Annotated in this window: 20 protein-coding genes and 1 pseudogene; 8 read left to right on the top strand and 13 right to left on the bottom strand. The window is 49.7% G+C overall.

The window, feature by feature from the left end; translation table 11 throughout:
• Positions 1–47: 47 nt before the first annotated feature.
• From ACM67B_RS04960 to ACM67B_RS04930, 7 genes and pseudogenes are all read right to left on the bottom strand, one after another.
• Positions 48–1,337: pseudogene (locus ACM67B_RS04960) on the bottom strand (CAP domain-containing protein).
• Positions 1,338–1,465: 128 nt separating this feature from the next.
• A complete protein-coding gene (locus ACM67B_RS04955) occupies positions 1,466–1,594 on the bottom strand; it encodes a hypothetical protein (protein ID WP_416190404.1) in 129 nt (42 codons plus the stop codon).
• A gap of 66 nt (positions 1,595–1,660) precedes the next feature.
• Positions 1,661–3,520, bottom strand: a complete 1,860-nt coding sequence (gene ilvD, locus ACM67B_RS04950) for a dihydroxy-acid dehydratase (protein WP_416190403.1) — start codon at positions 3,518–3,520, stop codon at positions 1,661–1,663.
• Between the two features lie 234 nt (positions 3,521–3,754).
• On the bottom strand, positions 3,755–4,660 hold the full coding sequence (gene hemF / locus ACM67B_RS04945; RefSeq protein ID WP_416190402.1) for an oxygen-dependent coproporphyrinogen oxidase: 906 nt from the start codon (positions 4,658–4,660) through the stop codon (positions 3,755–3,757).
• Between the two features lie 90 nt (positions 4,661–4,750).
• Complete coding sequence (locus ACM67B_RS04940; protein WP_416190401.1) at positions 4,751–5,293, bottom strand: C40 family peptidase; 543 nt, start codon at positions 5,291–5,293, stop codon at positions 4,751–4,753.
• A gap of 28 nt (positions 5,294–5,321) precedes the next feature.
• A complete protein-coding gene (locus ACM67B_RS04935; RefSeq protein ID WP_416190400.1) occupies positions 5,322–6,854 on the bottom strand; it encodes a phospholipase D family protein in 1,533 nt (510 codons plus the stop codon).
• Between the two features lie 124 nt (positions 6,855–6,978).
• On the bottom strand, positions 6,979–8,406 hold the full coding sequence (locus ACM67B_RS04930) for an MFS transporter (protein WP_416190399.1): 1,428 nt from the start codon (positions 8,404–8,406) through the stop codon (positions 6,979–6,981).
• A gap of 317 nt (positions 8,407–8,723) precedes the next feature.
• Between ACM67B_RS04930 and ACM67B_RS04925 the strand changes: the two genes are divergently transcribed.
• The 6 genes from ACM67B_RS04925 to ACM67B_RS04900 all read left to right on the top strand — a co-directional run bounded on the left by ACM67B_RS04925 (position 8,724) and on the right by ACM67B_RS04900 (position 15,479).
• Positions 8,724–9,503 carry a (Fe-S)-binding protein gene (locus tag ACM67B_RS04925; RefSeq protein ID WP_416190398.1) on the top strand — a complete coding sequence of 260 codons (780 nt, stop codon included), beginning with the start codon at positions 8,724–8,726 and terminating at the stop codon, positions 9,501–9,503.
• Positions 9,500–10,201 (top strand): LutC/YkgG family protein, encoded by a 702-nt coding sequence (locus tag ACM67B_RS04920; protein WP_416190397.1) that lies wholly within the window; start codon positions 9,500–9,502, stop codon positions 10,199–10,201. The genes ACM67B_RS04925 and ACM67B_RS04920 overlap by 4 nt, the downstream gene beginning before the upstream one ends.
• The gene (locus tag ACM67B_RS04915) at positions 10,198–11,643 is read left to right on the top strand and encodes a LutB/LldF family L-lactate oxidation iron-sulfur protein (protein ID WP_416190396.1); all 1,446 of its coding nucleotides are present in this window, start codon (positions 10,198–10,200) and stop codon (positions 11,641–11,643) included. The genes ACM67B_RS04920 and ACM67B_RS04915 overlap by 4 nt, the downstream gene beginning before the upstream one ends.
• Positions 11,644–11,895: 252 nt before the next feature.
• Positions 11,896–12,735, top strand: coding sequence for a protease HtpX (htpX, locus tag ACM67B_RS04910; RefSeq protein ID WP_416190395.1), 840 nt, complete (start codon positions 11,896–11,898; stop codon positions 12,733–12,735).
• A 130-nt stretch (positions 12,736–12,865) separates the two neighbouring features.
• A complete protein-coding gene (locus ACM67B_RS04905; protein WP_416190394.1) occupies positions 12,866–14,029 on the top strand; it encodes a M20 aminoacylase family protein in 1,164 nt (387 codons plus the stop codon).
• A gap of 61 nt (positions 14,030–14,090) precedes the next feature.
• Complete coding sequence (locus ACM67B_RS04900; RefSeq protein WP_416190393.1) at positions 14,091–15,479, top strand: MFS transporter; 1,389 nt, start codon at positions 14,091–14,093, stop codon at positions 15,477–15,479.
• 179 nt (positions 15,480–15,658) lie between these two features.
• On the opposite strand, the gene ACM67B_RS04895 is transcribed toward ACM67B_RS04900, so the two are convergent.
• The 5 genes from ACM67B_RS04895 to ACM67B_RS04875 form a co-directional block, all read right to left on the bottom strand.
• Complete coding sequence (locus tag ACM67B_RS04895; protein ID WP_416190392.1) at positions 15,659–16,099, bottom strand: GNAT family N-acetyltransferase; 441 nt, start codon at positions 16,097–16,099, stop codon at positions 15,659–15,661.
• A 66-nt stretch (positions 16,100–16,165) separates the two neighbouring features.
• Positions 16,166–16,915, bottom strand: a complete 750-nt coding sequence (gene aroD, locus ACM67B_RS04890; protein WP_416190391.1) for a type I 3-dehydroquinate dehydratase — start codon at positions 16,913–16,915, stop codon at positions 16,166–16,168.
• 83 nt (positions 16,916–16,998) lie between these two features.
• Positions 16,999–17,778 (bottom strand): ferredoxin--NADP reductase, encoded by a 780-nt coding sequence (locus ACM67B_RS04885; protein WP_100562965.1) that lies wholly within the window; start codon positions 17,776–17,778, stop codon positions 16,999–17,001.
• 118 nt (positions 17,779–17,896) lie between these two features.
• Positions 17,897–19,306 (bottom strand): threonine synthase, encoded by a 1,410-nt coding sequence (gene thrC, locus ACM67B_RS04880; RefSeq protein WP_416190390.1) that lies wholly within the window; start codon positions 19,304–19,306, stop codon positions 17,897–17,899.
• 73 nt (positions 19,307–19,379) lie between these two features.
• Positions 19,380–19,757: a hypothetical protein gene (locus ACM67B_RS04875; protein WP_416190389.1), complete on the bottom strand. Its 378-nt coding sequence runs from the start codon at positions 19,755–19,757 to the stop codon at positions 19,380–19,382.
• A gap of 209 nt (positions 19,758–19,966) precedes the next feature.
• On the opposite strand from ACM67B_RS04875, the gene ACM67B_RS04870 reads away from it, so the two are divergent.
• On the top strand, positions 19,967–21,280 hold the full coding sequence (locus ACM67B_RS04870) for a replication-associated recombination protein A (protein ID WP_416190388.1): 1,314 nt from the start codon (positions 19,967–19,969) through the stop codon (positions 21,278–21,280).
• A gap of 201 nt (positions 21,281–21,481) precedes the next feature.
• Here ACM67B_RS04870 and ACM67B_RS04865 read toward each other — a convergent pair whose 3' ends face one another.
• Positions 21,482–22,063 carry a superoxide dismutase gene (locus ACM67B_RS04865; protein ID WP_416190387.1) on the bottom strand — a complete coding sequence of 194 codons (582 nt, stop codon included), beginning with the start codon at positions 22,061–22,063 and terminating at the stop codon, positions 21,482–21,484.
• A gap of 169 nt (positions 22,064–22,232) precedes the next feature.
• Between ACM67B_RS04865 and dnaB the strand changes: the two genes are divergently transcribed.
• The gene (gene dnaB / locus ACM67B_RS04860; RefSeq protein WP_416190386.1) at positions 22,233–23,639 is read left to right on the top strand and encodes a replicative DNA helicase; all 1,407 of its coding nucleotides are present in this window, start codon (positions 22,233–22,235) and stop codon (positions 23,637–23,639) included.
• Positions 23,640–23,732: the final 93 nt, after the last annotated feature.

The raw sequence follows: 23,732 nt of genomic DNA, 5'->3' as shown, positions 1-23,732 counted from the left end.
AACAATTGTTTAGGCCGTCTGAATGACTTTCAGACGGCCTACTATATTTAGGAAGCAAGATAAAGCATCAACGCTTTTTCCTTCTCACCTTCAAACATCAACCGCACATCGCCGCCTGCTACACCCGTGACACGCACCAACACACCGCCGATTTGCCGCTCCAATACTTCCAATTTTGCTCCACCGCGCTGCTGATAGACCAATTACGGGCAAGTTTTTAAGCACCAACGATTGCGCCAATGGATAAAATATTTCTCGTCCGACTGCAGCGAGAGTTTTTCACCGCCTTCGACAATAAAATACGGATAATCCGGCTTTTTGGTGCGGAATGTCCATTCAGCGCGCTCCGGTTTACCCTTGCGCTCAAACTCAAACACCGCCCGATACAGCGTGTCGTATTCCAAAGGCCGAACGGGAAACAGCGCAAATTGCCGCGCGCTAAATTGCCGGTTCGGGTCGTTGTGTTGGGTTAACACGCGTTTATGGGTGATTTCCTGCTCGCCTTGATACAATTTAAACGAGCGCATTTCCACGCCCCCGGCTTGCTCGGAAAAAGCAATGCTCACCGGATTACCGGTAAACTCATGCCCCGACATCGGATCTGGCCGCTCGCCTTGAAAATCGGGCATGGCAAAATGACCCATCGGGTAAACCGTGTACAAAAGCTCGCGGCGGTTTTGCACTTCATCGGCATACACCACCGCGCCGTTGTGACACGATTGTTTGTAGTAATGGCGGTTTGGCTCGGCTTTCAGACGGCCTAAGCCACACAATCGGTTGAACCCTTTATGCCCTTGATTCACCACCAAAGCAGTATGATTGCGGCCACTTTCATAGGCCACACCGGCTTCATTAATGCTTTGCTCCAACAAAGAAAAGCGGTGGTAAATTGCCCTCATCAAGCCGTCAAGCTGCTGATGCACAGCAAATTCAACCGCCCTATCCGCATCTTGAAAACGACTGCTGGTACTGACATTCTCATGCACACCATCATAAATGTAACCCACACGCCTTGCCCGTTCAGACGGCCTATTGCCGGTAAAATAACGGCTGGCGCGGTTGTGTTCATCATGACCATCGTCGGGATTTTCAGTCAGATACAGCGCATGATTACGGGCGGATTGTTCCAATATCACCGAATGCATCAAGGGCTGCAAACCGGCCGTTTCACGCAAAAAGTTCAAATAGCCCAAGCCGTCCAAACCTGCTACTGCCGCACGATCCTGCGGCGCACTCGCCTGCATCAATTGCTCCGGTGCGATTTTGGGCGATTGCTGGTATTGGAAAAAGGCGAACACAGCGGCAAATAGGCTGAGCCAAAGAATAAGGGATTTCATGGTTGCATTTCAGACGGCCTTGATTAAGCCATTCAGCATAATTGTTTGGATAACGGCATTCTACCAAAGATAAAACCAAGGCCGTCTGAAAATACTATTTTTTCAGACGGCCTTAATACTCAATCAATTCACTTTTTCGGCTGCACTTGGAATGTATCCGGATGTTTCTTCAAATATTCGGTCGCCACAAAACCGCCGCCCATCAAAATCAATAAGATGACAGCCAAGGCAATCATGGCGATAACGAATTTATCCATCACATTCTTTCGTAAGACCGTCTGAAACATGATATTTCAATATTTCAGACAGCCTGTTACTGCCGATTAGCGTTCGATCTGCGATACGTCGCGCACGGCACCTTTGTCGGCGGAAGTCGCCATCAGGCCGTAGGCGCGTAAGGCTTGGGAAACGTAGCGGTCGCGGTTGACCGGTTTCCAAGCTTGGCTGCCGCGTGCTTCCATTTCGGCGCGGCGTTGTGCCAATTCTTCATCGGAAATCATCAGGTTGATGCTGCGGTTTGGAATGTCGATGTCAATAGTATCGCCTTCGTTTACCAAACCGATGGCGCCGCCCTCTGCTGCTTCCGGTGAAGCGTGGCCGATGCTCAAGCCTGAAGTGCCGCCGGAGAAACGACCATCAGTCAGCAAGGCGCAGGCTTTGCCCAAGCCTTTTGATTTCAAATAAGAAGTCGGATACAGCATTTCCTGCATGCCCGGGCCGCCTTTCGGACCTTCGTAGCGGATGATGACGATGTCGCCGGCCACGATTTCGTTAGCCAAAATGCCTTCTACGGCAGCATCTTGGCTTTCAAATACGCGCGCGCGGCCGGTGAATTTCAGAATGCTGTCGTCCACACCGGCGGTTTTCACCACGCAACCGCGCTCGGCGATGTTGCCGAACAATACGGCCAAGCCACCGTCTTGCGAATAAGCGTGTTCGACGCTGCGGATACATCCTTTTTCACGGTCGAGGTCGAGTGTTTTCCACATGCGGTTTTGCGAGAAGGCCTGCGTGGTGCGCACGCCACCCGGTGCGGCTTTGAAGCGCTCGATGGCTTCGGTATTGTCCGGATTGGTGACATCCCATTTGGCAATCGCTTCTTTCAAAGTCGGCGCGTGAATGGTCGGAATGTCGGTGTGCAGTTTGCCCGCTTTTTCCAGCTCTTTCAAAATGCCGAAAATGCCGCCCGCGCGATGCACGTCTTCCATGTAGTAGTCGTGGTTGTTCGGCGCGGTTTTGCAGATACATGGCACCACGCGGCTCAAGCGATCGATGTCAGCCATTTTGAAATCAACACCAGCTTCATTGGCTACGGCCAGCAAGTGCAAAATGGTGTTGGTTGAGCCGCCCATGGCGATATCCATGGTCATGGCGTTTTCAAAAGCGGCTTTGGTAGCGATGCTGCGCGGCAATACCGATTCATCGTCTTGTTCGTAGTAGCGGCGGGTAATCTCGACAATCAGACGGCCTGCTTCCAAGAACAAATCTTTGCGGCCGGCATGGGTAGCCAAGTAAGAGCCGTTGCCCGGAAGCGACAAGCCCAAGGCTTCGGTCAGGCAGTTCATTGAGTTGGCGGTAAACATGCCGGAACACGAACCGCAAGTCGGACACGCGTTTTGCTCGACTTCCTGAATCTGCGCATCGGAAACATTGTCGTCCGCCGCTTCAATCATGGCATCAATCAAGTCCAAACGGCGCTCATCGGCAATATTAATCGCACCGATGACTTTACCCGCTTCCATCGGGCCGCCGGATACGAAAATAGTCGGAATATTCAAACGCATGGCCGCCATCAGCATGCCCGGGGTGATTTTGTCGCAGTTGGAAATACACACCAGCGCATCGGCGCAGTGGGCATTGACCATGTATTCAATCGAATCGGCAATCAAATCACGGCTCGGCAGGCTGTATAACATGCCGCTGTGACCCATGGCGATGCCGTCGTCCACCGCGATGGTGTTAAATTCTTTGGCAATCGCACCGGCTTTTTCGATTTCGCGTGCAACGAGCTGACCCATATTGTGTAAGTGAACGTGACCCGGCACGAATTGGGTAAACGAATTGGCAATGGCGATAATCGGTTTGCCGAAATCTGAATCAGCCACACCGGTGGCACGCCACAATGCGCGCGCACCGGCCATATTGCGGCCGTGGGTAGAGGTTTTGGAGCGGTAGTCCGGCATGTTGTGTTCCTTTGTTTATGGCGGCGGCCTATTTAAAGGCCGTCTGAAAATAGGGAAATTGTTAACAAAAATAAAGTCGTTATTTTATACCAATCAGGCGCAAATCAGTATCTTAATTTGTCATTTTCTAACACGAAATTAAGATGAGTTTGCTATAACTGTACTTGCTTTTCACTTATTGAAATTGATGCGTCTGAAAATTAACAAGACTTTCAGACGGCATCAGCATTATGATTATGCCAACTCACTCAACCAATCGCGCGGCGTTAAAAACTCGTTTAAACGCGCTTCATCACTGCCTGCTTCCGGTTGATATTGGTATTCAAAGCGCACCAGTGGCGGCATCGACATCAAAATGCTTTCGGTGCGGCCACCACTTTGCAGGCCGAAGAGCGTGCCTCTGTCCCACACCAAATTGAATTCGACATAGCGGCCACGGCGGTAAAGTTGAAAATTACGTTCTCGTTCGCTGTATGCGGTGTTTTTGCGTTTGGCGACAATCGGCTGGTAGGCTTTCACATAACCTTCGCCGACAGCTTGGATAAAGTTTAGGCAGGTATCGAAATCCCAGCGGTTTAAGTCGTCGAAAAACAGGCCGCCCACACCGCGGGTTTCGCCACGGTGTTTGAGATAGAAATAATCGTCGCACCATTTTTTGTATTCGGGATAAATTTCCGCGCCAAACGGGCTGCACAGATTTTCCGCCACGCGATGCCAATGCAGAATGTCTTCTTCAAAAGGATAAAACGGCGTCAAATCGAAGCCACCGCCAAACCACCATACCGGTGCTTGGTTTTCGGGATAAGCAATGAAAAAACGCACATTGGCATGGCTGGTTGGTACATACGGATTTTTCGGGTGAATCACCAGCGACACACCCATGGCTTCAAATGCGGCTCCGGCCAATTCGGGGCGGTGCGCCGTAGCCGATGCGGGCATTTTTTCGCCTTTGACATGGGAAAAATTCACGCCTGCCTGCTCGAACACCGCGCCATTTTTCAACACGCGTGATTCGCCTTTACCAAGTTTGCTCGTCCATTCATCGCGCACAAACACCGCGCCGCCGTCTTCGGCTTCCAATGCGGCGCAGATGTGGTTTTGCAGATTTTTCAATACAGTTAACACGGCTTTTGTGTGCATGATGTTTCCTTATTCTGATTGTGCCAAGGCCGTCTGAACGTTTTCAGACGGCTTTAATAATGGCTTAACAAATACTGCTTTCAGACGGCATCAATTGGTAAAAAAGGTATGCGCGCCTAAGTAATTTTTGGCGTAAAACGGCTTGGCCAGTTTTTCAGTTTGAATGGTTTTGCCGCTGCTTGGTGCGTGGATAAATTCGCCGTTGCCGATGTAGATGCCGACATGCGAATACTTGGTGCGCTTGCTGGTGTTGAAAAACACCAAATCGCCCGGTTTCAATTGACTGTCGGGGATTTTACGCGAAGCAGCGGCCATGTCTCGGGCGGTGCGCGGCAGATTTACGCCGAGTGCGTTTTTATAGATGTATTGAATCATGCCACTGCAATCGAAACCGGTGGCGGTAGTGCTGCCGCCCCATTTGTAAGGCGTGCCGACCAAGCCCATACTTTGAATCATGATTTCTTGCGAACCGTGGGTGCGGTCGATGTGACTGATGCGCACAGGCTGGACTTTACGCACCGGTGCCTGCTTAGCAGTTTTCACCGTTTTCTTCGACTTTTTGGCGGTGGTGCCACATGAAGCCAACAGCGTCGCACTCGCAATTAAAAACAAAGCTTTCCAAATCGGTTTCATTGCTTTTCCTTTCGCTTTTCAGACAGCCTTACAACAAACCTTCAATCGGCAGAAACGACAAAATACGCGCGGTGACACGTTTCCAAAAACCTGCTTCCGGCTCTTTACTGTAGGTTTTACCGTCCTCCGGATTATACCAATGCAGCTTGTGAAATTTATTCATGGTCACTTTATAGGCGTATTTCGGTGTCGTTTCCACCAAGCTGCGCTGCATCATACCGGCCACTTCCGCACTTTCGATCACCACACCCATTTCGGTATTCAATCGAGCCGAACGCGGATCAAGGTTGAATGAGCCGATAAATATCCTTTGAGCATCCACAATAAAGGTTTTAGCATGCAGACTGGTGGCCGAGCTGCCCGTCAAGCCGCGGTCTTTGCTTTTAGGCACGGCATGGTTGGGCTGCAGTTCATAAAGATGCACGCCAGCTTTAAGCAAGGGCTTGCGGTATTTCACATAGCCCGAATGCACTGCAGCGACATCAGTCGCCTGCAACGAATTGGTCAATACATTTACGTCAATCCCTTCTTTGGCCATTTGCGCCAAAACTTCAGTACCGCTTTTGGTCGGCACAAAATATGGCGATACCAAATAAATACTCTCTTGCGGTTTTTGCAAAGCATTAAATAAGCGCTGGCTAATCGGCTGCTTAGAGCGGTCACGGTTTAAGCCTTTGGCCGGATCGTCACTAATCAGACGGGTACGCACATTAAACCATTCGATATTATTTTCCTGCATAGATCGAAATAAACCTGAGTTTTCAACCTCTTTGCGGTATGCAGCCAAAACCTCATGACTGTCGCCTAAATTCTTCTCAAGCTCTTGATAACCTTTATTAATACTGCCTTTTTTAATCACACTGGTGGCATTATAGGAAGAATTGCTTGCCCAGTAACGGTCAAAATCTTTGGATACATCAGTCACTACCGGTCCGGTCGCCAAAATATCCAAATCGGCAAATACGGTGTCTTCACCGACTTGGAAATATTCGTCGCCGATGTTACGCCCGCCGAGAATGGTTGCACGGTTGTCCGCCGTCAGCGATTTATTGTGCATGCGGCGATTAAGACGCGGAAAGTCGGTGAGATAGCCCAAAGCACGCCATTTACGGGATACAAACGGATTAAACAGGCGGATTTCGATATTCGGGTGGCTGTCGAGCGCAAGCAAAACATTGTCTAAGCCGTTGGTGTTATTGTCGTCCAAAAGCAGGCGCACACGTACACCGCGCTCGGCGGCACGGTGCACCAGGTTAAACAGCAAACGTCCGGTAATATCATTGTGCCAAATATAATATTGCAAATCCAAGCTGACATCGGCCGCTTCAATCAAAGCAGCGCGTGCGACAAAAGCTTCATGTGCATCGTTTAACAAATAGATGCTTGAAGTCGATGGATCATCGTCAATCTCGCCTTGTTGTGACGATTTTAAAATCGCTTCCAAGCGCGGTGCAGAATCCACTTCGATATACTGACTTTCCGTCCGCTCGTCTAAAGGTGGCAAAGCGGCACAGCCGACAAGAAACGCTGGTAACATGAATGTTAAAAATGTTGTCTTCATTGAGATAATGGCTTTCAGATAGCCTCAGAAAAATACTATACACCCCTGCAGGTTTATTCCGTGCTTACCGTCTGAAAAAATGAATTTAAATTGTTGCTTTGCGCATTTTACCTGATTTTTATTGCTAACTTGTAAGATTTTGGCCATCTAGAGCATGTAGACGGCTAAAAATCAGGCTGGATAGCAAAGTAATCATACCGACGCCGATAAAAGTGAGCTGAAACGCAATATGCAAATCCGTTTGCGCGAAGCTGCTGCCACGCCAAAGTTGAAGCATCAGTGCGCCCAACGCAATACCCAAAGCAATAGCCAATTGCTGATTCACCGCCATCAGGCTGTTGCCGCTGCCAGTTTGATAGCCGCGTAAATCCGCCAGCGTGAGCGTATTCATCGATGAAAACTGAATGGAATTGCAAGTACCCATCAGCAGCAATAAAACCACCCATACCGCCAGCGGCGCTTCTGCACCCGGTATCGCCAACAGCATAATCAACACACCCAAAATGCGCGTGTTCCAAATCAATACATTACGATAGCCAAATCGCGCCATAATCGGCTTAATGGCGGGTTTTACCAGCAACGAAGCCAGCGCAATCGGCGCCACCAACCAACCCGACAGGCTCGCGCTATACCCAAAGGCCACCTGAAACAATAAAGGCAGCAAAAACGGTATCGAGCTAATCCCCAAGCGACTGAGCAAATTACCGGTTAAGCCCAAGCGGAATGTGCGCACTTTAAACAAATGGCCGGCATAAATTGGATTCGGCGTGGTTTTCGCATGACGGTAATACAGCCACATCAACACCGCACCCGTTGCCGCCAGCAGCAATGAAAAGGGAGCGGCATTGGCATGAGACACAATTTCCACAGATAAGGTCAACGCGCACGCCGCTGCGGCAAACATCAAAAACCCACTCAAATCTAAGGCCGTTTTCTCACCTTTGACATCAGGCATAATTTTCCAGCCGACGATTAAACCCATCAAGCCTATCGGCAGATTCAACAAGAAAATCCAATGCCAAGACGCATATTCTACCAAATAACCACCCACCAACGGCCCCAACACCGGCCCGATTAAAGCCGGCATCACCGCATAGTTAAACGCATTGAGTAACTGCGACTTTTCATACACACGCAAAATGGTCAAACGCGGCACCGGTACCAGCATTGAGCCGCCAATCCCCTGTACCGCCCTAGCCAACACCAACATCGGCAAATTGGGCGCAGCAGCACACAATAGCGAACCCAGCATAAAAATCGAAATAGAAGCGAGAAATACTTTTTTGGTGCCCAAGCGGTCAACCAAATAGCCGCTTAACGGAATCAATAGTGCCACGGTTAAGGTATAAACAATCACCGCCATTTGCATATTCAGCGGTGATTCGTGCAAATCTTCGGCAATTTTGGGCAACGCGGTATTCAAAATAGTGGCATCCAGCATCTGCATGAAAATGGCAATGGCCATCAACAGCGGCAGCCAGCGGGAAGGTTTCGCAGCTTGGGTCATCATGATTCGGCTTAAATAATGTTTCTTTTCATCAATATCGGGCATTGTACCCGAATTTAAAGCCCACTAAGGCTTCAAGGCCGTCTGAAAAAACTTTGCATTCAGATAGATTCAGACGGCCTGAGGTTTTTTATCACAATATGCCGTCTGAAAATTATTTTTCATTTCGATATGAATAAATTATAATTTAAATTTAATGATAATGATTACCAAAATATAAAATATCAGAAGGCATAAGCTCTTTAGCCCCCGCCCATCTATCGGCAAACTTATTTTGAAAAATTCAACTTGACCTATTACATCGAATTACTTAAAGTACAAAATTATCCTTTACTCATTACAATTAAGAAATTTCTACCCAAATGAGCGCAAAAAACCCTACTCCCATTATCCGTTTCGACAGCGTGCCGACCGACGCCTATTTCTTCGGCACCTGCGTTCTCGACATCTTCATGCCCGAAGCCGGCATGGATGCCATGACCTTAATCGAGCAGCACGGCATTCGCACCCATTTTCCGATGGATCAAAGCTGCTGCGGCCAGCCTGCTTATTCTTCAGGCCACCCGCAAGAAGCGTTTGAAGTGGCCAAAGCGCAATTGGATTTATTTCCTGAAAACTGGCCGATTGTCGTGCCATCAGGCTCATGCGGCGGCATGATGAAACACCATTGGCCGACCTTGTTTAAAGGCACGCCTTACGAAGCGAAAGCCAAAGACATCGCCGAGCGAGTTATCGAATTTACCCATTTCCTGCTGGCCATCGGCTATCATCCTGAAGACAAAGGTGCGCCGGTGAAAGTGGCGGTGCATACTTCTTGCGCCGCACGCCGTGAAATGAATGTGCATCTTTCTGGCTGGGAACTAATTGACGGCATGGAAAATGTTGAGCGCATCGTGCACGACCACGAAAGTGAGTGCTGCGGTTTCGGCGGCACATTCTCGGTTAAGCATCCCGACATTTCCGCTGCCATGGTCAGCGATAAAGTCGCCGCATTGAAAGAAACCCAAGCCACTGAAATCATCAGCGCCGACTGTGGCTGCATGATGAATATCGGCGGCAAAATTGCCAAAGACGAGCCTAACATGCCGGCACCAAAACACATTGCCACCTTCTTATTAGAACGCACAGGAGGTAAAGCATGAGCGCACGCGACAATATTCTGGCCAAGCTGAGAAAAGCCGATGCTTACCCGATGATTGAGCCGAACACTACTGATTACTACCGCCAAAATGAAATGACTTGGGAAAGCGAAATCGCCCGTCTGAAACATTGGGCGGTGACCATGCGCGCGGTGAAAACCGAGATTTATTGGGTGACCCGTGACAATTGGCCGCAAGTGTTCCGCCAAGCTGCCGAAGAAAAAGGCCTGAAAAACATTTTATTGCCATTACAAACTTCAGACGGCCTCAAAGCCCAAGCCGCTTTGGAAGGCAGCAACATCGAAGCCTTGTCGTTCGACCGTAAGATTGAAGAGTGGAAAGACGAATTTTTCCTACAAGTCGATGCCGGTTTCAGCGGCTCAAAATGCGGCATAGCCCGCACCGGCACCATCATGCTGGAATCCAGCCCCGAGCAACCACGCAGCTTGAGCTTGGTGCCTCCGGTGCATTTCTGCTTGTTTGACACCAGCAAAATGTATGGTGAATTCCACCATGCCGTTGAAGGCGAAAAATTGGTTGAAAATGGTATGCCGACCAACGTGATTCTCATCTCCGGCCCATCGAAAACCGCCGACATCCAATTAACGCTGGCCTACGGTGCACACGGCCCACGCGATTTGGTCGTGCTGGCGATTCTGCCTGATCACATTTCACCTGCCGATTTGGAGGAAACCGTATGAGCAGTCAAACCATCCAATTTCATATGAAGCCGGAAACCTTTAAGCAAAACAGCGCCATTTCGCTGCAGGACAAACCATTGCGCAAAAGCCTACGCACGGCAATGGATATGCTGATGACCAAGCGCAAAGCCGTGTTGTCAGACGAAGAAGAATTGCAAACCCTGCGCGATTTGTGCGAACACATCCGCCAACGCTCGCTTTCCCGCCTGCCTGACTTGCTGGAGCAGCTCGAAGCCAACCTCACCCGCTTGGGTGTCAAAGTGCATTGGGCGGAAACGCCTGCTGAAGCCTGCACCATCATTCACAATATTATGAATGCCCACAACGGCAAACTGATGGTCAAAGGCAAATCCATGGTTAGCGAAGAAATCGAGTTGAACCATTATTTGGAAGACAACGGCATTCGTGCAGTAGAAAGCGATTTGGGCGAATTTATTGTTCAGATGGCCGGTGAAAAGCCAACCCACATCGTGATGCCTGCCATCCACAAAACTAAAGAGCAAGTCAGCGAATTGTTCCATCAAAATTTGGACACACCGCTGACCGATGACGTTGACCAGCTCACCGGCTTTGCCCGCATGGCCTTGCGTGATATTTACCGCACTGCCGACGTGGGCTTGAGCGGTGTGAACTTTGCCGTCGCTGAGACCGGCACCTTGTGTTTGGTTGAAAACGAAGGCAACGGCCGCTTATCGACTACCGTGCCACCGGTGCATATTGCCATTACCGGTATTGAAAAAGTTGTGGCCAAATTGTCGGACGTGCCGCCGCTGTATAGCTTGCTGCCACGCTCGGCCATCGGTCAAAACATCACCACTTATTTCAACATGATTACCGGCCCGCGCCGCAGCGAAGAGTTGGACGGTCCACAAGAAATGCACTTGGTATTACTCGACAACGGCCGCACGCAAGCCTATGCCGAAGACCAAATGCGCCGTACTTTGCAATGTATCCGTTGCGGTGCGTGTATGAACCACTGCCCGGTGTACACCCGTATCGGCGGCGCAGCTTACGGCACCACCTATCCGGGCCCGATTGGCGAAATCCTGTCGCCACACTTGCTCGGCTTGGAAAGCACCAGTGACCTGCCGACTGCGTGCAGTATGTGTGGCGCTTGCGTGGAAGTGTGTCCGGTGCGCATCCCGATTACCGAGCAAATGCAACGTCTGCGCGTAGAAGCCCAACGCTCGCCAAGCGAAGTGGTGCCGCATCCGATTCGCGGCCAAGGTGCATCGCATACCTTTGGCGAACAAATGGCATGGCGCACGTTTAACGGCATTTTCAGCGGCAAAAAAGCCTACCGTGCCTTCGGCTGGGCAGCGACCAAATTCCGCGCCTTAACCCCAAGCAAACAATTGGGCTGGACGGATAGCCGCGTGCCGATGAAACCGGCGAAGAAAACCCTGCATGAAATGATGGCGGAAAAACAACGCCAATCATAATCTTTCATGGCTGAATCAAGGCCGTCTGAAACGTTCAGACGGCCTTTTGATTATTTCAAGTAAGATTTAGATATTTAGCCCAAAAATTTGCACAAGTGCCTATTTTCCAACAGATACTAACAGTCAGATTTGCATACCTTTGCTCAAAAGCTTATTCCCTAAAATCAACCTTTTTGAGACAATACCGTCAAATCTGCGCTATCTCGGCCAGCATAAAAACAAACCACACACCAACATAAAGGAATCCATCCGGTGAAACGCATTTTCTTGTTTCTTGCAACCAATATTGCCGTCCTGATCGTTATCCGTATCGTTCTGGCTATTTTAGGCATCAACAGCACCGCTGAAGTCGGCAGCCTGTTGATTTATTCTGCCGTTGTCGGCTTCAGCGGCTCGATTATTTCCCTGCTGCTATCCAAAACCATGGCCAAACGTTCGGTTGGCGCGGAAGTGATCACCCAACCACGCAGCGAAGAAGAAGCTTGGTTATTGTCCACCGTTGAAGCCCAAGCGCGTCAATGGAATTTGAAAACACCGGAAGTGGCCATTTACCATTCCCCTGAACCAAATGCCTTCGCTACCGGTGCCAGCAAAAATAATTCTTTAGTCGCCGTATCCACCGGTCTGCTGGACCACATGACCCGCGATGAAGTGGAAGCTGTGTTGGCACACGAAATGGCACACGTCGGCAACGGCGACATGGTGACGCTGACCCTGATTCAAGGCGTGGTCAACACCTTCGTTGTGTTCTTCGCCCGCATCGTTTCCGGTATAGTTGCCCGCAATGAAGACGGCAGCACATCTAACGGCATGTATTTCATGGTCAGCATGGTGTTACAAATCGTGTTTGGTTTCTTGGCCAGCCTCATCGTGATGTGGTTCAGCCGCCAACGTGAATACCGCGCCGATGCCGGTGCTGCCAAATTGGTTGGCGCCCCGAAAATGATTGCTGCGTTGCAACGTTTGAAAGGTGCCGGAAGCGATTTGCCACAAGAAATGAATGCCATGGGTATCGCCAGCGAAAGCAAAGATTCCCTGTTGAGCACCCACCCATCTTTGGATAACCGCATTGCCCGCTTGAAAGCGCAATAACATTCAATCATCAAAGGCCGTCTGAAAATATTTCAGACGGCCTTTTTGTATTTGCGCATTGTTAACAAAGTTGCTACGATGGTTGAACTTTTCTACCTAAAATAATTCAGAAAAATTCAAAGGAAATGCCATGAGCCATCTGCAAACGCTGCAACAAAGAGAAGAAGAATTTACCCGCCTACGCCGCCAAATCCACCAACACCCCGAACTTGGTTTTGAAGAACTATGCACCAGCGACATCATTACCGACTTACTTCAGCAATGGGGCTATGAAGTGCATCGCGGCTTGGCCAAAACCGGCGTGGTCGACACATTAAAAAACGGCGACGGCAATAAAACCATCGGCTTGCGTGCGGATATGGATGCGCTGCCGATTCATGAAGAAAGCACGCACGATTGGCGCAGCAAAATAGACGGCAAATTTCACGGCTGCGGCCATGATGGACACACCACCATTTTATTGGCAGCGGCTCAACGTTTGGCAGAAACCCGTAATTTCAACGGGACCTTACGCGTCATCTTCCAGCCTGCAGAAGAATTGCTTTACGGCGGCCGTGTGATGCTGGATGACGGTTTGTTTGATTTGTTTCCTTGCGACATGATTTTCGGCTTACACAATATGCCGAAAATGAAAACCGGTGAATTTTACTTCCGCGAAGGCTCGGCGATGGCGTCATCGGATACGATTCATATTCACATTCAAGGTGTCGGCGGTCACGGCGCTATGCCCGAATCCGGCATAGATGCCACCTTGGTTGCCTGCCACATCACCATTGCCCTGCAAAGTATTGTGTCACGCAATGTCAGCCCGCTCGATCAAGCCGTGGTGACTGTGGGCTGTATTCAATCGGGCGATGCGCCCAATGTGGTTAACGGCAAAGCTTTGATGAAACTGACTGTGCGCACCTTGAAGCCGGAAGTGCGCGAATTGGTGTGCCGGCGCATCAGTGAAATTGCTCAAGCGCAGGCCAGCAGCTTCGGCGCAACTGCCACCATCGAACACATCAACGGCTGCCCGCCTTTAATCAACGGTGCTGAAGCCACACGCTTTGCCCGAGAAGTGGCCACCGAATTATTTGGCGCAGAAAAAGTGCATACTGCACCGCCATTGATGGGCAGCGAAGATTTTGCCTTCATGCTGGAAGCCAATCCCAACGGCAATTATTGTTTTGTCGGCAACGGCGACGAACCGGGCGCGTGTATGGTGCATAATCCGCTTTATGATTTCAATGACAAGATTATCGTGCCGGCGGCAGCTTATTGGTGCGCTTTAACTGAAAAATATTTACGCTAATCTTTCAGACGGCCTGTATCTGCATTTTAAGGCCGTCTGAATATTTTTTAGGATAATCATCATGCAAAAATATTCTGAACCATTTGAAGGCAACGACCGCCTGCTTTTCGGCATGGTGTTGGGCGTGTTGACGTTTTGGCTGTTTTATCAGGCTGTGTTTAACGTTGCGCCTGATATTCAACGCAGCCTTGCCATGCCGGATACATCACTCAATGCGGTGATTAGTTTGGGCTCGCTGTTTTCCGGTTGCTTCATTGTGTTGATGGGCGGGCTGGCAGATAAATTCGGCCGCGTGCGCCTGACTTATATCGGCTTCCTGCTCAACATCGTTGCCTGCTTATTTTTGTATTTTGCCCAAGGTCCTGTCAGCTTCGGTCTAGGGCGTGTGTTTCAGGGCTTGGCTTCAGCCTGCATCATGCCGGCCACGCTTTCCATCATCAAAAATTATTACCACGGCGCTGCGCGACAGCGTGCGTTTAGCTTTTGGGCAATTGGTTCGTTCGGCGGCTCGGGCTTGTCTTCGTTTGTCGGCGGCACCATCGCCACTTATTTGGGTTGGCAGAGTATTTTCCTGCTCTCGATTGCGATTTCCATCATCGGCATGCTGTTGATGCGCGGTACACCGGAAAGCAAATCACCGCAAACTGCCATCACGCGCTACGATTACATCGGCCTGTTTTCCTGCGTATTGGGTTTACTCGCGCTTAATTTACTGATTACCAAAGGTTTTCGCTTAGGCTTCAGCCACCCCTTCACTTTAGCCATGCTCATCAGCTTTATCGTGATGGCCATCGTGTTTTTCCGCACCGAAATCCGCTTAAAATCGGCGGCTTTTTTGGATTTTTCACTGTTTCAAAACCGCGGCTACAACGGCGCATGTTTATCCAATTTCCTGCTCAACTGCACCGCAGGCACCATTTTCATCATCAACACTTATCTGCAAAAAGGCCACGGTTTAACGCCTTTTGAAGCCGGTTTGAAATCGCTGGGCTATTTGGCGATAGTGTTAATCATGATTCGGGTCAGCGAGAAGCTGCTGCAAAAATTCGGCTATAAAAAACCCATGCTCATCGGCGTATTGATTACTGCCACAGGCATTTTGGGCTTATCAATGACCAACGTCAGCCACGAAACCTACATGATTCAAGTGGTGGTTTCCTTTGCACTGTTTGGCTTTGGTTTAGGCTGCTATGCTACACCATCGGCCGATTGCGCGATGGTCAATGCACCGCTGGAAAAAGCCGGTGTGGCGGCCGGTGTATATAAAATGGCGAGCGCACTCGGTGCATCTTTCGGTATTGCCACCGGTGCCACGGTATTCAGCGCCTTGCAAGCTTCAGGTGTGCACCAAGCCGCACAAGCCGCTTTATGGCTGATGTTGGTACTCGCTTTGCTCTCCTGCTTGTCGATTGCGCTATTGATTCCGAAAGATGGCGGCAAATATCATTAGGCCGTCTATAGCTGGTTAAAATAAAAATAAGATAAAACTGCTACAACGGCCTTGTACGCCCACTACATAAAGTGGCTAGCAATGCTGTATTTTTATTTGAAACAGACTACAAATTAAATAAGCTAATGCCGTCTGAGATTAGGTTCAGACGGCTTCTATAAACAGATAAGCTCTTTGCTTTATGTAATATTCTGCCAAACCATATCAATATGCGGAATGCCGTCTTCCAAATATTCATCCGAAACTTTATGAAAGCCCAAAGATTCATAAAACCGCTGCAAATAAAGCTGCGCTTGAATATGGATTTCCTGCTGAGGGAAACGCTGCTGCACCGCTTGCAAAGCCTGCTGCATCAACACCCTGCCCAATCCCAGCTCTCGAAAAGACAACACCACCAACACGCGGCCGATTTTCACCAACGCATCTTCCGCGATAATGCGGCAATACGCAGCCAATTGGCCGTCTTGTTCGGCGAACACATGCAGAGCGCGTAAATCTTTTTCATCCACTTCAGGATAAGGGCAATTTTGTTCCACCACGAAAACATCGACGCGGCTTTTATAAATCTGCCACAATTCAAGATGGCTCAATTCGGTAAATACTTTAATATGCCAATTCATTTTTGCCTTTCCAATAAACAGGCCGTCTGAAATTCAGACGGCCTGTTTATTCCAATTTTAAATCACTTAAGCCAAAGTATCCAAAATCCGACGCAAATCATTCGCACCAATCTGACCCGGCGCCGATGCTTTGGCTGCGGCACCAAAGGTCATGGCCGAGCCAAAGGTTTGTCCGGCCAATCGGCTGATCACACCGAGCTTGCCCATTGACATGGTGACAATCGGTTGCTTGGCGGTTTGGTACACTTCTTGCGTAGCATCCAGCAAGGTCAACACATCAGCAGCGCTTTGTGGCATCACCGCGATTTTACAAATATCCGCGCCCAAGCTTTCCATTTTTTTCAGACGGCCTGTAATCTCTTCTTTTGCCGGTGTTTTATCAAAATCATGATTGCACAACAAAGCGGCCACACCTTTAGCCTTTGCAGCCTGCACTGCTGCTTGCACTTTTTCATCACCGGCAAACAGTTCAATATCAATAATATCCACCAAACCCGATTCAATCGCACGGTGAACCAAGTCGAAATAATAATCGTCGCTACACGGGCATTCGCCACCTTCTACTGCACGGCGGAAGGTAAACAGCAGCGGCGTATCCGGCAAGACTTGGCGCACTATTTTTGTCTGCGCCAACACGGCTTCAGCATCAGCAGCGATGTCTAAAAAATCGACACGAAATTCCACGATATCGAAGCTCAATCCTGCCAAACCGGCAATCGCTTGTTGCAGGCCGTCTGCATTTTTAGCCACCAACGGCACGGCAATTTTCGGGCTGCCTGCGCCCAGTGTTACGTTTTTGATTTGAACGGTATTCATTTTTTCTCCTTTATTTTGCATGAAAGGCCGTCTGAAAGCATATTTGTTCAGACGGCCTTATGAAGGCTAAACGCAGTCAGCGATTATTGATCGACAAACGCGCGCTCAATTAAGTAATCGCCACGCTGGCCAACTTTTGGCGACGGGGTCAGGCCGAAGCTGTCGAGAATGGCCGCGGTGTCTTTGTTCATCGCGGTGCTGCCGCACAACATGGCACGGTCGTCTTGCGGATTCATCGGCGGCAAACCGATGTCTTCAAACAATTTACCGCTCTTCATCAAATCGGTCAGGCGGCCTTGGTGCTCAAATTCTTCACGTGAGACCACAGGATAGTAAATCAATTTTTCTTTCACCATCTCGCCCAAGTATTCATGCTCCGGCAATTCTTTGGTGAAATGGTCGTAATAGGCCAAATCTTGCTTGTAGCGCACACCGTGTACCAGAATCACTTTTTCAAATTGCTCATAAATTTCAGGGTCTTTGGTCACGCTCAAGAATGGCGCCAAGCCGGTACCGGTGCTCAGCAAATACAAATGCTTGCCCGGATTCAAGTCGCCAGCCACCAGTGTGCCGGTCGGCTTTTTGCTGATCAACACTTCATCGCCCACTTGCAAATGCTGCAAACGACTGGTCAAAGGACCATCTTGCACTTTAATGCTGAAAAATTCCAAATGCTCTTCCCAGTTGGCCGATGCCACACTGTAAGCGCGCATCAAAGGCTTGCCGTCAACCATCAGGCCAATCATCACAAATTGGCCGTTTTCAAAGCGCAATGATTCGTCGCGGGTACAAGTGAAAGAGAAATAAGCATCGGTCCAGTGATGCACTGACAACACTTTTTCAGTATAAAATTTTGATGACATGAATCTTTTCCTATGAACAAAAGCCGTTGCCGGCACTTTCTAATATTTTGACAATAATCGTTTTCAATCATGCTTCAGGCCATCTGAATCCATTAGGTTCAGACGGCCTAATGAGCGATTAATCCAAGGCTTTGCGAATGATGTTTTTCACCAGCTCGGCATCGTTTTTCACCACTTCAACGCGTTGCGGCAAATCTTCCAAGCCTTCCAAGCCGGCAGGGCGCGGAATGGTCACATCGCCCACTGCTTCGTAAATGGTTTGGTCGAACTTAGCTGCCAAAGCGGTTTCCAAGCATACAATGGTTTCGCCCGCTTCGCGCACGTCACGCGCCACTTTTACGCCGTCGGCGGTGTGCGGGTCAATCAGTTCGCCGTCTTGCTCGTACACTTGACGGATGGTCGCCAAGCGGTCAGCGTGGGTGGATTTGCCCGATACAAAGCCGTATTTTTCGTGAATTTCTTCTAATTGGTCTTTTAAATCAAAGCCTTTACCCGAAGCCACTTCAGCCCACAGGCTTTGGATTTTATCGGCATCGCGATCCATCAAATCGAACACAAAACGCTCGAAGTTCGACGCTTTGGAAATGTCCATCGATGGGCTGGAAGTCACGTGGGTGTGCTCGGTGGTGCGTGGTTGGTAACGGCCGGTTTTGAAAAACTCGTCCAATACATCGTTTTCATTGGTTGCCACGATTAAGCGGTGCACCGGTAAACCCATTTGGCGCGCGATATGACCGGCGCATACGTTACCGAAATTGCCGCTCGGCACGCAGAAGCTCACCTTTTGCTCGTTGCTGGTAGTGGCATTGAAATAGCCGGCGAAATAATACACCACTTGCGCCACGATGCGGCCCCAGTTAATCGAGTTAACCGTGCCGACATGGTATTTGGCTTTAAATTCGGCGTCGTTTTGCACGGCTTTAACGATGTCTTGGCAGTCATCAAACATACCTTCTACGGCGATGTTGTGGATGTTTTCGTCTTGCAGGCTGAACATTTGCGCACGTTGGAACGCGCTCATTTTGCCTTCCGGCGAGAGCATAAATACATTCACGCCTTTTTTGCCGCGCAAAGCATATTCCGCCGCCGAACCGGTGTCGCCGCTGGTTGCGCCCAAAATATTGACTTGCTTGCCTTCTTTGTTCAACACATATTCAAACGCATTACCCAAAAACTGCATCGCCATGTCTTTAAAAGCCAAGGTCGGGCCATTAGACAACGCTTCGATTTTGATGCCGTCTGAAAGGCTGCGCACAGGCGTGATTTCTTTGGTGCCGAACGCTGCTTCAGTGTAGGTGCGGTTGACAATATCACGCAAATCATCGCTTGGAATATCAGTAGCAAACAGGCTGATGATTTCAAACGCCAGCTCAGGATAGCTCAGCGTGCGCCATTTTTGCAGGGTCACTTCATCCACTTGCGGATAATGCTCGGGCAGCATCAAGCCGCCGTCGGGTGCCAAGCCCATCAATAATACTTCGCTAAACGATTTCGGCGCAGTGGCACCGCGCGTGCTGATGTATTTCATGTTTTCTACTCTGTATTTGTTGAATTATTAAAACTTTCAGACGGCCTGAAACATTTTCAGGCCGTCTGAACAATTAATTACCGGTGTAAACGCGTTTTACACAAGCAGTCACGGTTTTGGCGGTCACAGTCGCCAAGGCTTGCGTGCGGGTGCTTGGGCTCAAAACCTGCATCATTTCGTTGGCAGTCAGTTGATTAGGGGCTTCTTCGCTGGCACAGCCGCAAATTTTGCTTTCCCATTCTTCTTGTTTTTCAGCCGACATGGCTAAAGCCACCATGCGCCATTCGTTGCGTTTGTTCAATTCGGTGCGGCATTGGTTTTCCACCGCCATTTTCACCACGCTGCTGCCAATACCGGTGCCGCTGCCTAAGCCGTTCATTGATGTGCCGGTGCCGCTGGCGCATGCGCCCAACAATAAAGCCGACATAGTGGCTGCCAAGATTTTTTTCATTCTGTAACCTTCCAAAAGGAACATTTAAATCAAAATAATAATGGGCGCGACTATCCCGCCTCAATCGCCCTACTTTGACCGCTCGCTGCTTAACCAGCGCCACGGTTTAAATTTCCGGCATATTATACAGCAAGGCTCTGAATCATGCGAACGCTTGCGCTATAATATCCGGCAAGAAAACCACAATACCGTCTGAAACGGAATCTGCCATGAATGATTTATTTACCCGCCAACCCGACGCTCCGCTCGCCGAACGCCTGCGCCCGTATTCTTTAGATGAAGTCATCGGTCAGCAGCACTTAATCGGCGAAGGCAAACCGCTGCGCGTGGCGGTAGAAGGTAGCAAACCGCATTCCATGCTGCTGTGGGGGCCGCCTGGTGTGGGCAAAACTACGCTGGCACGCATTCTCGCACAAAGTTTCAATGCGCAGTTTCTGCCCGTATCGGCAGTATTTTCCGGTGTGAAAGACATTCGCGAAGCCATCGAAAAAGCCGAAATTGCCTTGCAGCAAGGTCGGGCGACGATTTTGTTTGTCGATGAAGTGCACCGTTTCAACAAAGCGCAGCAAGACGCTTTTTTGCCGCATGTGGAAAGCGGTTTATTGACCTTTATCGGCGCGACCACGGAAAACCCATCGTTTGAAGTCAATCCCGCCTTACTCAGCCGCGCGCAAGTGTATGTGTTGCAATCATTATCGGCGCAAGATTTGCAGCAATTGATTGAAAAAGTGCTAACCCTGCCCGAATATCAAGATTTTGAAATCGATGCGGAAGCACGCGAATTATTGGTGAACACGGCCGACGGCGATGCGCGGCGCATGCTCAATTTATTGGAACAACTGCTCCGAGCTGCCGCTACACGCCGTCTGAAAACCTTAGATGCCGCATTTCTGGCAGAAAGCTTGGGCGCGCAAATCCGCCGTTTTGATAAAGGCGGCGAAAGTTTCTACAACCAGATTTCCGCGCTACACAAATCCGTGCGCGGCTCCCACCCCAATGCCGCATTGTATTGGTTCTGCCGCATGCTCGATGGCGGTGCCGACCCGCGCTACTTGGCTCGACGCATCGTTCGCATGGCTTGGGAAGACATCGGTCTAGCCGACCCGCGCGCCTTTCAGATTGCCAACGATGCCGCCACCACGTTTGAGCGACTCGGCAGCCCCGAAGGCGAATTGGCCTTGGCACAAGCCGTGTTGTATTTAGCTTCGGCGGCAAAATCGAATGCCGGCTACAACGCCTACAACCAAATGCGCGCATTTGTGCGCGACCATGCCAGCGATGAAGTGCCCGTGCATTTACGCAATGCACCGACCAAACTGATGAAAGAATTGGGCTACGGCCGTGAATACCGCTACGCCCACAACGAACCGCACGCCTATGCCGCCGGTGAAACCTATATGCCCGACGGTTTGGACGAGCCTGAATTTTACCAACCCGTGCCGCGCGGCTTGGAAATCAAAATTAGCGAAAAACTGGCCTGGCTGAAGACATTGGATGATGAAGCGTCAAACCCAAATAATTAGGATTTTAGACTTTAACGGGTATTGAAGGACTGCTTGAAATTATTTTATTGATGATAGCGGACGCACTATTTGTTTCAGACGGCATAAATATAAAAATCGGAATCTGTGTATGTACAACACAGATTCCGATGACTGAATAATACTCCAAACTCTTTCTATTTAATTTGGAAAATTAGGCTTGTTTTAAAGATAAATCTTCTATTAAGCAGCAAAGCGTTTCGCCACTTCATCCCAATTCACGATTTCCCAGAAACCTTTCAGGTAGTTAGGACGGCTGTTGCGGTAGTCGATGTAGTAAGCATGTTCCCACACGTCGCAAGTCAGCAATGGGGTGTTTTCAGTGGTCAACGGAGTCGCTGCGTTAGAAGTCGATACCAAATCCAACTCACCGGCAGGGGTTTTCACCAACCAAGCCCAGCCTGAACCAAACGTACCGGCCGCGCAAGCGTTGAATGCTTCTTGGAATGCTTCAAAGCTGCCCCATTTGGCATCAATAGCCGCAGCCAATTCGCCGGCAGGTTTTTGTTGGCCTTTAGGCGTGAAGCCCAGCCAGTAGAAAGTGTGGTTCCAAGTTTGGGCTGCGTTGTTAAACACGCCGCCTGAAGATTTTTTCACGATTTCTTCCAAAGGTATTTCTTCAAATTCAGTGCCTTTGATTTGGTTGTTCAGATTGGTAATGTAGGTTTGATGGTGTTTGCCGTAGTGGTATTCCAGCGTTTCTTTAGACAGATGTGGCTCCAGAGCGTCCAAAGCGTATGGCAATTCAGGCAGTTTGTGTTCCATGTTGATACTCCTATTTATTGATATATGAATTATCTTTTGGTCGTGTGCATTACCCTTGAAAAGGTAACGTCCCTTATTCTACCCGTCTCGGCTTTAAAAAACCAATTAAACTTATACTACGATATAATAGCAGTCTCTTATTCAAAGCATTTTTTGGGGATGAAACGCCATGAACGATTATCTTGACATGCCGTCTGAAGACCGTGAAGTCACGGCTTTGGCCTTGCCGCCGCATTCGATGGAAGCCGAGCAATCGGTTTTGGGCGGCCTGCTTTTGGAAAATGCGGCATGGGATAGAATCGCAGATGTCGTTACCGGTGAAGACTTCTACCGCCACGAGCACCGCCTGATTTTCCGTGCCATCGCCATGCTGGTCAACGAAAGCCGTCCGGCCGACGTCATTACCGTGCAGGAAGCCTTAGAGCGCAATGACGAACTCGAATCCGCAGGCGGTTTCAATTATCTGATTACCCTCGCGCAAAACACCCCTTCTGCCGCCAATATCCGCCGCTACGCCGAAATCGTGCGCGAGCGCTCCATCATGCGCCAATTAGCCGAAGTCGGCACCGAAATCGCCCGCAGCGCCTACAATCCGCAAGGTCGTGATGCCGGACAATTGCTCGATGAAGCCGAAAACAAAGTGTTCCAAATCGCCGAGAGCACCGCCAAATCCAAACAAGGCTTTTTAAGCATGCCCGATGTGTTGGATGAAGTGGTCGCCAAAATCGACATGCTCTATTCGCGTGAAAACCCCGAAGAAGTCACCGGCGTATCCACCGGCTTTATCGATTTGGACAAAAAAACCTCCGGCCTGCAACCGGGCGATTTAATTATCGTCGCCGGCCGCCCATCTATGGGTAAAACCGCATTTTCCATCAACATTGCCGAACACGTTGCCGTTGAAGCACAATTACCCGTTGCCGTGTTCTCGATGGAAATGGGCGCCGCACAACTGGTGATGCGTGTATTAAGCTCCGTCGGCCGCGTCGATCAGCAGGTTTTGAAAACCGGCAACTTGCAAGACCAGCACTGGCTCAATTTCAACGAAGCCGTGATTAAGCTCACCAATGCACCGATGTATATCGACGAAACACCGGGTTTGACCGCGCTCGAGTTACGCGCCCGCGCCCGCCGCTTAGCACGCCAGTTCAACGGTAAACTGGGCTTGATTGTGATTGACTACCTTCAATTGATGTCCGGCTCCGGCCGTTCCGACAACCGCGCGTCTGAATTGGGCGAAATTTCCCGCTCACTCAAAGCCTTGGCCAAAGAATTGCAAGTACCCGTGATCGCGCTGTCGCAGCTGAGCCGTACCGTCGAGCAGCGCACCGACAAACGCCCGATGATGTCCGACTTGCGCGAATCCGGCGCCATTGAGCAGGATGCCGACTTGATTATGTTTATGTATCGCGATGAATACTACAATCCTGAATCGCCGCTTAAAGGCTTGGCAGAATGCATCATCGGCAAACACCGTAACGGCCCGACAGGCAAAGTCCACCTGACTTGGATGGGGCAATTCACCAAGTTTGACAATGCCGCCTACGTTCCCGAATCTGCACTAATGGAAGACTAAAAATCTTCCTTAATCTGGCGTTTTATATTTTATGAGGCAATATTCTTATAACACAATTGATTTGCTGCATGCTTACCGGACCAAACTACCACC

It is taken from the genome of Neisseria sp. CCUG17229 (genome assembly GCF_047839235.1).
GTDB classification, from domain to species: Bacteria; Pseudomonadota; Gammaproteobacteria; order Burkholderiales; family Neisseriaceae; genus Neisseria; species Neisseria brasiliensis.
The sequence above is the reverse complement of the archived record's forward strand: the minus strand, read 5'-3'. Positions and strand labels throughout refer to the sequence as shown.

What these genes read in the sequence shown, in the direction of transcription:
- ACM67B_RS04955 (WP_416190404.1), bottom strand. Translation starts at nt 1,594, where the DNA reads ATGGATAAATTCGTTATCGCCATGATTGCCTTGGCTGTCATCTTATTG.
- ilvD (WP_416190403.1), bottom strand. Translation starts at nt 3,520, where the DNA reads ATGCCGGACTACCGCTCCAAAACCTCTACCCACGGCCGCAATATGGCC.
- hemF (WP_416190402.1), bottom strand. Translation starts at nt 4,660, where the DNA reads ATGCACACAAAAGCCGTGTTAACTGTATTGAAAAATCTGCAAAACCAC.
- ACM67B_RS04940 (WP_416190401.1), bottom strand. Translation starts at nt 5,293, where the DNA reads ATGAAACCGATTTGGAAAGCTTTGTTTTTAATTGCGAGTGCGACGCTG.
- ACM67B_RS04935 (WP_416190400.1), bottom strand. Translation starts at nt 6,854, where the DNA reads ATGAAGACAACATTTTTAACATTCATGTTACCAGCGTTTCTTGTCGGC.
- ACM67B_RS04930 (WP_416190399.1), bottom strand. Translation starts at nt 8,406, where the DNA reads ATGCCCGATATTGATGAAAAGAAACATTATTTAAGCCGAATCATGATG.
- ACM67B_RS04925 (WP_416190398.1), top strand. Translation starts at nt 8,724, where the DNA reads ATGAGCGCAAAAAACCCTACTCCCATTATCCGTTTCGACAGCGTGCCG.
- ACM67B_RS04920 (WP_416190397.1), top strand. Translation starts at nt 9,500, where the DNA reads ATGAGCGCACGCGACAATATTCTGGCCAAGCTGAGAAAAGCCGATGCT.
- ACM67B_RS04915 (WP_416190396.1), top strand. Translation starts at nt 10,198, where the DNA reads ATGAGCAGTCAAACCATCCAATTTCATATGAAGCCGGAAACCTTTAAG.
- ACM67B_RS04905 (WP_416190394.1), top strand. Translation starts at nt 12,866, where the DNA reads ATGAGCCATCTGCAAACGCTGCAACAAAGAGAAGAAGAATTTACCCGC.
- ACM67B_RS04900 (WP_416190393.1), top strand. Translation starts at nt 14,091, where the DNA reads ATGCAAAAATATTCTGAACCATTTGAAGGCAACGACCGCCTGCTTTTC.
- ACM67B_RS04895 (WP_416190392.1), bottom strand. Translation starts at nt 16,099, where the DNA reads ATGAATTGGCATATTAAAGTATTTACCGAATTGAGCCATCTTGAATTG.
- aroD (WP_416190391.1), bottom strand. Translation starts at nt 16,915, where the DNA reads ATGAATACCGTTCAAATCAAAAACGTAACACTGGGCGCAGGCAGCCCG.
- ACM67B_RS04885 (WP_100562965.1), bottom strand. Translation starts at nt 17,778, where the DNA reads ATGTCATCAAAATTTTATACTGAAAAAGTGTTGTCAGTGCATCACTGG.
- thrC (WP_416190390.1), bottom strand. Translation starts at nt 19,306, where the DNA reads ATGAAATACATCAGCACGCGCGGTGCCACTGCGCCGAAATCGTTTAGC.
- ACM67B_RS04875 (WP_416190389.1), bottom strand. Translation starts at nt 19,757, where the DNA reads ATGAAAAAAATCTTGGCAGCCACTATGTCGGCTTTATTGTTGGGCGCA.
- ACM67B_RS04870 (WP_416190388.1), top strand. Translation starts at nt 19,967, where the DNA reads ATGAATGATTTATTTACCCGCCAACCCGACGCTCCGCTCGCCGAACGC.
- ACM67B_RS04865 (WP_416190387.1), bottom strand. Translation starts at nt 22,063, where the DNA reads ATGGAACACAAACTGCCTGAATTGCCATACGCTTTGGACGCTCTGGAG.
- dnaB (WP_416190386.1), top strand. Translation starts at nt 22,233, where the DNA reads ATGAACGATTATCTTGACATGCCGTCTGAAGACCGTGAAGTCACGGCT.